This is a genomic window from Roseibium sp. AWQ4_254 (assembly GCF_056161025.1).
In genome coordinates this window covers 1-12,234 of sequence record NZ_JBSWYH010000021.1, presented here as the reverse complement: position 1 = coordinate 12,234, position 12,234 = coordinate 1, and the positions used below count along the sequence as shown (strand labels likewise).

11 protein-coding genes and 2 pseudogenes are annotated in these 12,234 nt (G+C 56.5%); 6 read left to right on the top strand and 7 right to left on the bottom strand.

The annotated features are described in order from the left end of the window. Positions 1–170: 170 nt before the first annotated feature. The gene (tig, locus tag ACXAIC_RS16430; RefSeq protein ID WP_475182084.1) at positions 171–1,520 is read right to left on the bottom strand and encodes a trigger factor; all 1,350 of its coding nucleotides are present in this window, start codon (positions 1,518–1,520) and stop codon (positions 171–173) included. 959 nt (positions 1,521–2,479) lie between these two features. Between tig and ACXAIC_RS16425 the strand changes: the two genes are divergently transcribed. The 3 genes from ACXAIC_RS16425 to ACXAIC_RS16415 all read left to right on the top strand — a co-directional run bounded on the left by ACXAIC_RS16425 (position 2,480) and on the right by ACXAIC_RS16415 (position 6,248). Further along, on the top strand, positions 2,480–3,826 hold the full coding sequence (locus ACXAIC_RS16425; RefSeq protein WP_475182414.1) for a formylglycine-generating enzyme family protein: 1,347 nt from the start codon (positions 2,480–2,482) through the stop codon (positions 3,824–3,826). Between the two features lie 24 nt (positions 3,827–3,850). Then, positions 3,851–4,972: a hypothetical protein gene (locus ACXAIC_RS16420; protein ID WP_475182079.1), complete on the top strand. Its 1,122-nt coding sequence runs from the start codon at positions 3,851–3,853 to the stop codon at positions 4,970–4,972. Positions 4,973–5,153: 181 nt separating this feature from the next. Beyond that, the gene (locus tag ACXAIC_RS16415) at positions 5,154–6,248 is read left to right on the top strand and encodes a hypothetical protein (protein ID WP_475182076.1); all 1,095 of its coding nucleotides are present in this window, start codon (positions 5,154–5,156) and stop codon (positions 6,246–6,248) included. Between the two features lie 220 nt (positions 6,249–6,468). Here the strand turns inward: ACXAIC_RS16415 and ACXAIC_RS16410 are convergent, their stop codons facing one another. Beyond that, positions 6,469–7,683, bottom strand: a complete 1,215-nt coding sequence (locus tag ACXAIC_RS16410) for a S8 family peptidase (RefSeq protein ID WP_475182066.1) — start codon at positions 7,681–7,683, stop codon at positions 6,469–6,471. A gap of 49 nt (positions 7,684–7,732) precedes the next feature. Here ACXAIC_RS16410 and ACXAIC_RS16405 point away from each other — a divergent pair, with 49 nt between their 5' ends. Then, on the top strand, positions 7,733–8,254 hold the full coding sequence (locus tag ACXAIC_RS16405; RefSeq protein ID WP_475182062.1) for a transposase domain-containing protein: 522 nt from the start codon (positions 7,733–7,735) through the stop codon (positions 8,252–8,254). A gap of 175 nt (positions 8,255–8,429) precedes the next feature. Here ACXAIC_RS16405 and ACXAIC_RS16400 read toward each other — a convergent pair whose 3' ends face one another. After that, positions 8,430–9,551 (bottom strand): oxidoreductase, encoded by a 1,122-nt coding sequence (locus ACXAIC_RS16400; protein ID WP_475182057.1) that lies wholly within the window; start codon positions 9,549–9,551, stop codon positions 8,430–8,432. A 109-nt stretch (positions 9,552–9,660) separates the two neighbouring features. Between ACXAIC_RS16400 and ACXAIC_RS16395 the strand changes: the two genes are divergently transcribed. Then, a complete protein-coding gene (locus tag ACXAIC_RS16395; protein ID WP_475182055.1) occupies positions 9,661–10,026 on the top strand; it encodes a winged helix-turn-helix transcriptional regulator in 366 nt (121 codons plus the stop codon). A 66-nt stretch (positions 10,027–10,092) separates the two neighbouring features. Here ACXAIC_RS16395 and ACXAIC_RS16390 read toward each other — a convergent pair. The 3 genes and pseudogenes from ACXAIC_RS16390 to ACXAIC_RS16380 form a co-directional block, all read right to left on the bottom strand. Next, positions 10,093–10,413: pseudogene (locus tag ACXAIC_RS16390) on the bottom strand (transposase); the annotation flags it as partial. Positions 10,414–10,471: 58 nt separating this feature from the next. After that, positions 10,472–10,861, bottom strand: coding sequence for a transposase (locus tag ACXAIC_RS16385; RefSeq protein WP_475182050.1), 390 nt, complete (start codon positions 10,859–10,861; stop codon positions 10,472–10,474). Between the two features lie 129 nt (positions 10,862–10,990). Further along, entirely contained in the window at positions 10,991–11,524 is a 534-nt protein-coding gene (locus ACXAIC_RS16380) for a DUF6653 family protein (RefSeq protein WP_475182044.1), read from the bottom strand. Positions 11,525–11,712: 188 nt separating this feature from the next. On the opposite strand from ACXAIC_RS16380, the gene ACXAIC_RS16375 reads away from it, so the two are divergent. Beyond that, positions 11,713–12,027: a hypothetical protein gene (locus ACXAIC_RS16375; protein ID WP_475182422.1), complete on the top strand. Its 315-nt coding sequence runs from the start codon at positions 11,713–11,715 to the stop codon at positions 12,025–12,027. Here the strand turns inward: ACXAIC_RS16375 and ACXAIC_RS16370 are convergent. After that, a pseudogene (locus ACXAIC_RS16370) lies at positions 11,972–12,142 on the bottom strand (IS630 family transposase); the annotation flags it as partial. The gene ACXAIC_RS16375 and the pseudogene ACXAIC_RS16370 overlap by 56 nt on opposite strands. Positions 12,143–12,234 lie beyond the last annotated feature (92 nt).

Sequence of the window (12,234 nt, the reverse complement as noted above, 5' to 3'; positions counted from 1 at the left end):
ACAGCCTGCACCGGCAGAAATTCCGGTGAAACGCGCCACATCAGGGGCCTGACTCGAAAAAAGCGACACCCCGTATATATGGGATGTCGCCCTCAACGCAAAGTCATGACAGACGCGGTGTGAAGGCAAAGTTAAAGCCCGCGACCGCGCCTGGGGATTTTCTGAGACGCTTAAGCGTCGTCCTCGTCATCTGCAACCAGCTTTTCCAGCTCTTCCTTGGTCACCGTCTTGTCAGACACCTTGGCAAGCTCGAGCATGAAATCGACGACTTTTTCCTCATAGATCGGCGCCCGCAGGGACGCGAGAGCCTGCTGGTTGCTCTTGTAGAATTCGAACACTTCCTGTTCCTGACCCGGGAACTGGCGCACGCGGTCGTAAAGCGCACGCTGCATTTCCTCGTCGGTCACCTGGATGTCGTTCTTCTCGCCGATTTCGGACAGAACCAGTCCAAGGCGGACACGGCGCTCGGCGATCTTGCGGTATTCCGCTTTCGCCTCGTCTTCCGTTGTGTCCTCATCCTCAAAGCTCTTCTCATTCCGCTTCATGTCTTCTTCGACCTGACGCCAAACGATGTCGAACTCTGATTCAAGCAGCTTTTCCGGAAGCTCGAACGTGTAGTGCTCATCGAGCTTGTCCAGAAGCTGGCGCTTGACCCGCTGGCGGGTCATCTGACCGAACTGGCTCTCGATCTGGCCGCGGACGATTTCCTTCAGCTTGTCGAGGGATTCAAGGCCAAGGCCTTTGGCAAATTCGTCATCAACAACGACTTCCCCCGCTGCAGCCACCTCTTTGACCTCAACGTCGAAGGTCGCGGCTTTGCCAGCCAGGTGCGCGGCCGGGTAGTCGTCCGGGAAGCTCACTTCCACGAGTTTCTTGTCGCCTGCCTTGACACCGATCAGCTGGTCTTCAAAGCCCGGGATAAACTGGCCGGAGCCGAGAACAAGCTGACCGTTTTCGTCAGCACCGCCTTCAAAAGGCTCTCCGTCAATCTTGCCCAGATAGGACATGGTGACCCGGTCGCCGTTTTCAGCCGCCCCATCCTTGGTATCGAACGGCGCATTGTTCTTGGCGATCTCGGCAACCTGCGTGCCGACTTCTTCATCGGCGATCTCGACAACCGGGCGCTCGATTTCAAACCCGGCGAAATCGACGATTTCGAACTCAGGCAGAATGTCATAGGTCATTTTGAAGGACAGGTCCGCATCCCCGGCCAGGATTTTTTCCGCCTCATCTTCCGGCAGGTCGATCTCCGGGGTCAGCGCCGGGCGCTCGGAGCGCTCTTCGACGGCCTTCTGGGTGGTTTCCTGGATGGTGTTCGACAGGATTTCCGCCATGGCCTGACGGCCGTACATTTTCTTGAGATGCGCAACCGGCACCTTGCCCGGACGGAAGCCCTTGATGTTGGCCTTAGATTTCATCTCGGCCATGTAATCGTCGAGCTTGGCGGCAAGATCGCCTGCCGGAATGTCGATTTTGAGCTCTCGCTTAAGGCCCTCGGAGAGGGTTTCGGTTACCTGCATGGGTTTTGTCGTCCTCGGTCCTGAGCGGCAATACGCCCCGGAGGTTTCGTTTTTCATCCCGTGTGCCGCGCCGCAAGCGCTTCCCTTTTTCCGGAAGCGTTCAAAAGCAGCGCCCCGCCCCGAAACGGTTCCCGGGACGCACGATGGGAGCGCGATAAAGGCTAGGCCGGAAAGTGTCAAGGGCCATGCCCTTTCAAAGGCCTGCGAACCCCGTTCCCGCCCCCCGTTTCAACGCATATATGCGCGGCCGGACAGCGTCTCCACCCGTCTGTTCCCGGCCTGTCCCAAGGGCGGTGTCAAAAACGACGCCGCCCGGACACGAAATGCCGCTGCGTAAATTAATTTGTGATCGAAATTATTTCAATTTAAATATGGTCATGGTTAACGTGATTAAATTAATACTTGCCATTTTTGAAAGAGACAAACATGACATCTGGTTCACTTTCACCCCTGTGGATAGGTAACGGGACGGATTTCCTTTGGGGATATAGATCCAGAATGTCTTGATTTTATAGATATTTAAAAGGCTTTCCACCCAAAGGTAAGAATTGATAAATTAAATCTCATTCAACACAAAGATGAACAAATTTGGAGCGATTTGAAAAAAATATTGCTCCGACTATTGCCAAGATTCGCCATGCGTTTTGATGTTCAAATGAAGGCTGAACACTTAGGTTTAAGACCAGAATTAGGCACACTTAGCGAACGACGCCACATTTGTGCCATAAATCATTCATACTCGCCAAGAAAAATATGCGTTGAATAAAATTGTCACTGATATTTATGCGTAAACGGCGTTAAAGTAGTGCTGTTTTAGTGAAGTCGGGTGTGAGCATAAAATGAGTAACTCATCTGCGTCGGGCGGTCGGGGCCGCGTCAATCCTGATTATTCTCCATTTGAGGAGTTGCGGGAAAACTCCAAAAATTTGGACAAATGGCTTGAGCGCAATTTGGCGCATATGTCTGAGGGGCCCACCAACGAAAACCAGGCGCCGGACCAGTATGGGGCAAATGACCGGGGCAATATGGCACGCTCGCCTAAAATCCGCTGGGCGGAAGACGAAGATGATGTCCAGCAGATTCCGGAGATCTTCAAGAGACAGGACCAGAATGGCGGACGGTCGAACCGGGGCCCTGTGGTGCAAACCACCCTGTCCGTGCTCAAATTCCTGGCTGTGATTGCAGCCGTCGGCTTTCCGATCGGCTATTTCCACGACGAGCTCGGCGGCCTGACCCAATCCCTGTTCAAGGGCTTTGACGGCATCAGCGGCGACGAGCCTGCACTCCAGCCCGCCCCGCAGGCGGAACGCTCTCCGACCGGGGACTTGCTCAAGGCGCGCGAAGCGCTCAAGGCTGCGATGCAGAACAAGGCCGCAAACGAGCAGTCTGAGGCGGATGAACCTGTTGCGGTAGCCGCCAAACCGGCAGCAGCAAACAAGGCAGCTCCCAGCCAGCAGACAACCATTGCCCGGACAGCCGCTCCGAAAACCAGCCCGGCGAGCCCGGCCCGCTCTGCAGCCTCCAAGCCGGCGCCAGCGGTTCAGGCACGCCCGTCTGCAGCACAGACCAAGCCGCAGGCTCCGGCAGCCGCGCCGCGCCAGAGCGCTGCGCTTCAATCCGCCCCCCCGGCCTCCGGAAAGGGCCCTGGTTTTCCGGACATGCTCGCCATTCCGGGCGGAGAATATCAGGTTCCGCTCATGCGCGGCGAAAACATTCTGGACCCTTACCGGGTGATCACAATGGAGCCTTACGAGATTGCGCGCCGGGAAGTAACCCGCGGCGACTGGCTGGAATGTGTGGCCCGGGGCGCGTGTTCAACCGGGAGCCTTGAGCCGGAATTCTTCGCCAAAGAAAACCTGATGTTGCCGATGACGGCCATTTCGCTCGCCCAGACCGAGGAATATATTGCCTGGATAAACTCGAGGCGGCCGCAAGGCACTCCGGAATACCGCCTGCCAACGGACGCCGAATGGGTCGTTGCCGTGCGCGGTGGTACAGAAGACAACACCGTCTATCCATGGGGCAACGCCTTCGACAACGTCTATGCCCGCTTGCGGCGTGACCTCGTGCCGATTACCGAAGCCATGGAAGTCAATGGCCTGATCGGGTCCATCGGCAACGCGGAAGAGCGCACCTCCGATTGCTGGACCACACGCCTCAAGGACAACAGCTGCTATGGCGGACGGGGCGTTGTGCGCGGTGCGCCTCCGGGCGAGACGACGGAAAAGACGGCCGCCCTCACCTTCCGCACAGGCAGAGCCGTTGACAATCCCTATTCTTATGTCGGCTTCCGACTGGCCCGATAACCTTAGAACTGGAGATGATCTGATATGAAGCTGTTCCCGGCTTTAAGTTCCGCCCTGTGCCTTGCGGTCAGCTGCGTTGCAGCTGCTTCAACAGGTCATGCGGCAACCTGCAAAAGTGAAGTGACCTCCTATACGGTCGCATCCGGTGACACGCTCTCCAGAATCGCACTGACCGTGTTTGGCGATTCAGACGAATGGGCTCTGATTTACGAATATCCGGGCAACGCAGAGTCCATTGGCCGGAATCCGAACATTCTGAGCATCGGCACAGCCCTGTCCATTCCGCCCTGCCCGGGCGCTGTCACACAGCTGCCCAATGAACTGGAACAGCGTCAGGACGCCCCGGCGCGCGCGGAAACGCAGACCGGTTCGGGCACAGATGCCAACACGATCTATATCGTGACCGGCGATGACTGGGCGCCTTACGTGGATTCAGACTGGCCCCAGGGCGGCATGGGCACGCTTCTGGTGAAGGCCGCTTTTGATGCAGTCGGCATGGGCGACCGCGTCCGCATCCACAATATCAATGACTGGAACGCCCAGCTTTATGATCTGGTTCCGTCCGACCGGTATCAGCTCGCTTTCGGCTGGTCCATGCCGGACATGACCTATTGGAAGACCTGTGACCGGGTCGCCAAACCCATGCAGATCCGGTGCAAATACAACCAGTCCGAACCGGTCTTCACCATCTCGCTCGGTTTCTTCAGCGACACCAGCCGGTCGGATCTGAAAGACATCACCATCGAGGACATGAAGACCAAGCGGATCTGCCGGCCGACAGGCTGGTCCACATTCCAGATGGAAGAAAACGGCATTCCGCTCGAGAACCTCGTCGGCGCAGCCAACCCGCAAGGCTGTTTTGAGAAAATCATCAACGGTGAAGCAGACTTTGCGGTTGTGAACCGGCCAAGCGGCATCGCCATCGCCACCAAGATGGGGATCCGGGACAATATCGAGATGGCGCCTTTCACAGTGCCCTACGCGATCCACCTGGTCGCCTACAAAGACAACCCGCTGAACACGACCGCCTATCTTGATGAGTTCAACAAGGGTCTGAAAATCATCATCGACAATGGCACCTACGCCCAGATCTCGTCCTATTTCAACGACGAATTCGCGCGCCGGACGCAGGAAAACAGCAATTAGTCTTCGCATCACTTTTATCTGCCAGACTGTCCGCTCCGCCTGTGTGCCGGAGTGGAGCCGCGCCGCCCGGATGGGCGGCGTGGTGCATGGGCTGCTATGTTTAAAGCGGAACGGGAAAAAAGAGGATCCGCAGACAAAAAGGGGCATTCGACATGAAGGGGCTAACGCAATGGAGGGGAAAATGAAATTTGCAGTTGGAGCCTGGCTTGCGGCTGCAGGTCTGATCGGCCTGTCGCCCGCCCATGCAGAAACCTGCACGGCGCAAGTTCAAAGCTACAAGGTAGCGGCAGGCGACACGCTGCCTGCAATCGCCGAAAAAGTCTATGACGATGCAGGCGCCTGGCATCTCATTTCCGACTATCCGGGAAATGCCGGTATTGTGGGCCGGAACCCGGCCTCTCTGAACCCGGGCACGACCATACAACTCCCGCCTTGCCCAACGACGGCCCTGCCCGCATCAACGGCTCTCCCACAGGATGGCCTCGACGTGGCATCCCTGGCTCTGGACAGTCTGATCCCGACGCCGATCTACATTGCTGCCCGCAAGAACCATGCGCCGTTCGCTTCTCCGGATTGGCCGCAAGGAGGGATGGCAACCATGATCGTGCGCGCCGCTTTTGATGCGGTCGGCCTGGGTGACCGGATACGCATCCACCATATCGGCGATGCCAACGCACAGTTCAAATATCTTCTGCCCACCGGCCGCTACAAGCTCGGCCTTGGCTGGAACATGCCAGACATGGGGTATTGGAAACAGTGCTCGGCCCTGCCGCAGGACATGCAGGTCCGCTGCGACTACAAGGCGTCCGATCCGATCGTGCCAATGTCCTTCAGCTTCTTTTATGAAATCGGCCGGGCCGATCTGCAAAATGCCACCTATGAGCAGATCAAGGCAGGCCGCTTGTGCCGTCCCGCCAGCTGGTCGACCTTTCAGCTCGTGGAAAACGACATCCCTCTGACAAATCTGACCAGAGCCGCCAACATGCAGGATTGCTTCCGGCTGCTTCTGGAAGGCAATGTGGACTTCGTCGTCGGCTCACGTCTCAGCGCCATTGCCAGCGCCACGAAGATGGGCATCCTCGACAAGGTGGACATGGCGTCCTTCACCGGCGTGTCCTTCGGCTATGAGCTCATCGCCCACAACGACAATATCGACGGGGCTTTTGACTATCTGGAGGCGTTCAACAAAGGACTCCAGATCATCATTGATAACGGCGTCTATGGCCAAATTACGTCCTACTACAATGATGAATTCTCCCGCAGGCTGCAGAACTGACGGTCCGCAGGCCTGAACCCCAAACGGCCTCACGAAAACGGCGCCGGATCCCACAGGTCCGGCGCTTTTTTTAGCTGTGAGCCGTGCCGCGTTCAAAGGATTTCCGGACGTTTTGTCCGTTGCGGCGAAATCTCTGTTTTCACGCAGCGAATGGCAAATCCAAGGAAGCAAGGTTTGCTCACCAACCGCACAGCACGGCCAAGGCAGATCCCCCGATCACTCAGACGACAGCTGCCAAGGGCGCCTGCGCGAGCCCTGCCCCCCGGTCCAGCACGTCGACACCCGGCGCAAAGACATGCGTCACAGAACTTGCCCGCAGCCGCGCTGTCACCCCCTCCGGGGTTGTGGGAATGTCCATGTTCCGCATCTGCTCCCACCAGAGCGCTGCAAGCCCGGCAACATGCGGGGTGGCCATGCTGGTGCCGTTAAAGGAGACCAGACCGCCGCCGGTTTTTGCGGAAATCACATCGACCCCCGGGGCTGCCAGAACAGGATTGGTATTCGAGAACGGTGCCACGACAAGACCATTTGGACTTTCTCCCAGAGCGCCGACAGACATCATGCGCTCTGCTGCAGCAGGGATCGATGCACTCACTTCAAAATTCGGGTTGATATCGCGCTCACTTTCATTTCCCGAGGCGGCCACCACCACGACCCCTCCGGTAAAGGGGATTGATGCTTGGAACATGTCCATCAGACGGTCGAAAATCCGGATATTCATCCGGTAACCTTCAAGAGCTGCGCTCGCGGCCAGTTTCTCGGGAAATCCATCATCGATGAGGTTCTTGACCAAACCGGGAAAGTCGAACCCGAGAGACATGGAAATAACACGCGCACCCTGGCTGACGGCCCATTGCATGCCTTCAAACAACATGTTGGTGCTGCCCGAGCCATCATCGCCCAGAACCTTGCCGATCGAAGCACTTGTAACGCCGGGCGCAACCCCGATCCGCAGACCGTCCACATCCCGCCCGAACACGGTTCCGGCACAATGGGTTCCATGCCCTTGCACATCGCCATTGCCGCTGCCTGTAAAGTCTTTTTGCTCCAGGGTGACGCCTGCAAAGGCCGGATGTGCCGCATCAATTCCGGTGTCAAGCACGGCAACCTTCACCCCGGTACCGCTGGCAGGACTGGTCAGCGCGCCAACCGCCTGCACACCCCAGGTGGCCGTGCCCTGCGCCTGTGCGGCCGCCCCCGCCATGGGCACCGGCGCAATCAGCTTTGTCGGCATCACCCGCGCCACAGACAGGATATCCGGGTCTCGGGTCACGTCGTTCAGCTGCTGCCGGTCGAGCTGGTGGGTCGTGACTTCCGGCTCCGGCGGCATCCCCCCGGCCAGACCAGCTCCAGCCCGGGCCACTGCGCCGCGCATATTCAAATCAAGTGTTCTGAGTGTTCTATTCTTGTCTCTCAATACAATAAAGTCTGACATCGTAACGCCTCCCATTTGTAGAGTTACGCAAAGACAATAAACGCATAGAGTGTCAAAATGGTGGTTTCACCCAATCTCCCCGTCCCGCCGGAAGGGCGGATGCTGGCCGCTCCAATCAACGGACACGATATCTCGCGGGGCCGTTGGAAATACCGCGAAGCCAAATACAGTGCGCAGTTTCGTCTGCTGCTCTCGCTCAGCCTGGGGACGGGAATGCAGCGAAAATCATAAGCCTCCTTGTAACAAACCAATCCTGGGCCCTTATCCGTGTGCGCTCAGCCGCCAGCCGAAAGCCCGGCCGTATCTCGACAACGGGCATCTGGAACTGGACAACAATTGCGCGGAGCGGGCAATGAAACCGATTGCCCTTGGACGAAAAAACGACCGCTTCATGGGCTCAGAAGGCTGCCGCAAATTCGCGGCTATCGCCTATACCCTGATCGAAACCGCCAAACTCAGCGGCATCGACCCGCAAGCCCGGCTGAAATGGGTTCTGGTACAAATCGCCGACCAAAAGATCAATTGCATCAACGACCTCATGCCTTGGTGTTACGCTGCAAAAGCAGCGTAACAGAGCGCGTCGCCACCATGAAGACCGGCTTCACCGGACGGACACTGTTGACCGGGAAAATTTGCGCGTTGAAACTCAAAAATTCCCGTTGTCGGGCTCGAAGCTGGCCCTCGCTGCAGTTTGAGCAAATGTTTATAACCTGCAGGCAAATCTTCGCGGCCCGGCACCTCGTTAGTTAAGCCGATTGTTCGGCTTCCCACTTGAACTGGCTGGAAACTGAAACGCCGTAGGTGAACAATTCAAAAGAGAAGTCCTTAGGCTTTTGCCGGTCTGCTATCCGGTTCGGAAGATCCGGGTTGACCATAGCGGATTTGCCGATAGCGAGAAAATCCGCCTCTCCCTCGCAAAGAACTTCCCGCGCGAGATCGACATCTTGCAATCCGCCATTGGCGATCACGGGCAATCCCGTTTTTTCACGCGCGAATTTGGTCAGTCGTGCGCCGTCCCTGGTGCTGCTGTGATATGCGTAACCTTTCCGCTCGCTGGCCAGATGGATGAAGCTCGCCCCGGCCTCCTGGACTGCCGCGAAGATGATGGCTGCGTCATCCAGACCGCCGGGCCAAAAATAGTCGGGCTGCGTCGCCTTTGCCTGGGATAGACGAACCCCAGTGACAAAGTCGCTGCTACATGTAGCGCGAACCCCCGATATGATCTCGCATGTCAACCGGATCCGGTTTTCAACAGAACCACCGTAAGGCGCGGTGCGCAAATTGGTTTCGGGTGTCAGGAATTGATCCAGCAGATACCCGTTTGCACAATGGATTTCCACGCCATCAAAGCCAGCAGCTTCCGCCCGTTTGGCCGCCTGAATGAAACCGGCCTTTATGTCCGCTATATCCTGTCCAGTCAGTTCGACAGGCGTTTCATATGGCCCCTGTTTTGTGCCGTACATTTGCAACATGTGGCCTTGCGGCCGCACAGCTGATGGCCCGCGCGGAACATCCACCACCTGCGACACCGCTCCAGCGTGAATGAGTTGAAGGATGATCTTGCTGCCATTGGCGTGGACCGCTTCTACAATTTTCCGCCATCCCTCTTGTTGCGCGTCCGTGCACAGACCAGGCTGATGGGCGTAGGCTTGAGCGATCGAGGTGTCAGGATAGGCTCCCTCAGCGATAAGCAGGCCAAATCCGCCTTTCGCAAAGCGCGTGTAATACGCGGCCATTTCCGCCGTTGGAATTCCGTCCGCTGTTGCGCTGGCGCGGGACATCGGGGCAAGAACATACCTATTTGCAAGATCCAGTTTCTGAATCGAGCCAGGTTTGAGAGCAGGGTGAATTTCGCTTTTCAGTGTCATTGGGTTTGGCTTCCTGTTGTGAATGAAGCCGAAATAGTTCTAACTTGCACTTGTAGCAAGAATGCACAAAAAAGACCTATACATACAAAAATGTAAGTAAGGGATCGGCATGGCCAACCTGTTCAATGAAGAACAACTGTTCTGTCCGACCGAGACCGCCCTCGAAATTATTGGCGGAAAGTGGAAGGGAATGATCCTCTGGTGCCTGTGTCAGCGCACAATGCGGTTCGGTGAACTACACAGGACAATCCCTGATATCACGCAGCGTATGCTGACGAAGCAACTACGCGACTTGGAAAACTACGACATCATTGTACGCAAGGTGTACCCTGTGGTCCCTCCGAAAGTCGAATATTCGCTTAGCGAACACGGTATCGCGCTAAAACCCATTCTTCAGCAATTGGAGGACTGGTCGAAAGACTACCTCAACGCAAAGATCGAAGCTTCTGCTTCAGACAGCAATAGACCGGTTTAGTCATTTTCGGAGGCGATTGGGCAGGTTTTGCCTTGTGACAAAGCAAATGCCCACTCCGAGCAGAAATTAGGCCGTGTGGCCGGATTTGATCAAGATGAATGCTGCGGCGATTGCGACGATGGAGCGGAAGTTTCTGGCTGTTTTCTCGCAGCGCAGAGCGACCCTTTTGAAGCGTTTAAGCTTGCTCATGACTTGTTCGATGCGCGCGCGGCCCCGGTAGAGCGCTTTGGCGAAGTGCCTGGGAATGTCGCGCCGGTTTGATTTGTACGGGATGACCGGGACAGCCCCAGCCTTTCGCGCAGCTTCTCGATTGGCGTTGCTGTCATAGCCCTTGTCGGCAACGATGGCCCGGTGCTTGATCTCGGGGCCGGTTTCCATGAGATCGGTAAACTGCTTGCTCCACCGGTCAGTTCAAAGCCAAGCGGCAGGCCGTTCCGATCCGTTTTCAGATGGATCTTGGTACCGACCCCGCCGCGCGAACGCCCGAGCGCTTGACCTTCCTGCCCCCTTTGGCGCCTGCCGCTGAAACATGGGCGCGACTAACGGTGCTGTCGAACATGGCAATCAGATGCGCCCCTTCATCAAGTCCGGCCAGAATGGAAAAATAGTCCTTAAACACAGCTGCCTTGCCAAGACGGTCGAAGCGTTTCCAGACGCTGTTCCAGGTGCCGAACCGCTCCGGCAAAGCGCGCCAGGAGATGTTGTGAAGCGTAAAAAAGTGCAGCGCCTCGAGAAACAGACCGTCATTCTGTGCCTTCGCGCCAACCCGTGGCAAGCAAGCCCGGAAAACCTCCAGGGCCAGTTCGAAGTCCCGTTCTGTCATCTTGGTACACATCGCCGACCTCCATATCACGTCGGCAACCTATGAATCACTTTGAAATCAAATCCGGAGTCCCAAAATTTATACCTGTGTCGATTCGTCCACGCGGCCTAGTAACACGCTATAAACGGGATGATTACCCTGTCATTCGGAAAACGTCGCGTCCCAATTCGCGTCATTCCAAGATTGGTAGACGGAATGTGCGTTCTTCATATCCTCCCAAACCCAAACCATGCGATCGACGAACCAGATTTTTGCCAGCACAACGCCGTGATATCCGCCGAACGCCGCCCAAAAGTCCTGAATGAAGAAGCCATAGGCTCCGACAGAAAAAAACACGCCTGAAAACAGCATGATAGCCGTCACAGCTTTGCGATGATGTTCCGGTATCGGGATATCGTTTCGATTGATGTACGCTCGCTCCCCGAGCACGCCTTTTGTTGCCCAGGATGAAGTCGTCGAAGGCGGAGAAAACAAGCGTGGATTCATCCAGATCCAGAGCATCGCGGCCGCGATAGGAAGCAGCGAATACCAGCCGATCCAAAAAGCGCTCCACGCCGCGAAGAAGACCAATGGTGCTCCGGCCGCTCTGGAATAAACGCTCAGCGGATTGGCGTGGCTGGCCCAGGTCATCTGTTCCATACCCATAAGCCGTTCGGCTCCTTTGAAGATGTCCATCGTGCGCGGTACTCTTGCGAAACGGCCCAAATGCGAACCTTGGCTGTGATACATCATGAACGCAACTTGGACTCAAAGCGGACTTTTGTCGCGATTTCAATAGAGGCCATACCAAGCTCAAGGGTGAGTTCGCAGAGACCATTCGCAGCTTGCAGCCAAGTCAGAAACTCTTTGACCTCGTAACGCCCATGATCCGGGATATCTGGAGTGAACGCTCGGCCCTTCTCGAAGATGCAATCAAGTCCGGACAGTGGCGCTTGCGCGAAACCGATAAACAGATCGAAACGCTTCTGGACCGGATCATGGACGCAACCAATCCGACCGTTATCAAAGCCCACGAAGACAAGATTGCTGTTCTGGAGCGTGACAAGCTGAAACTGCGCGAAAAGCTGGAAACAAAAGCACCTGAGAAAGGCACCTTCGACAACATGCTAGAGCGTTTCCCGCTTACTCCGGCTCATATCCTGCGGCAGCGAAGTAGTTTCTTGCCTCTGAGGGCGTGACTGCGTCTATCGCAGACGCGGTTGCCGCCCATAGGTCCTCGACGGTTCTTGCGGCCGCTTTCTTCAGGAGGGCCTTGATCTTTGAGAAGGCCATCTCGATCGGATTGAAGTCGGGGCGTGAGCGTCCGCTGAACCCCACCTCCCGCTTTTCGATTTTGCGCCTTAAGTGTCCACTTATGCAAATGGACACTTAAAGGCGCGTGATGA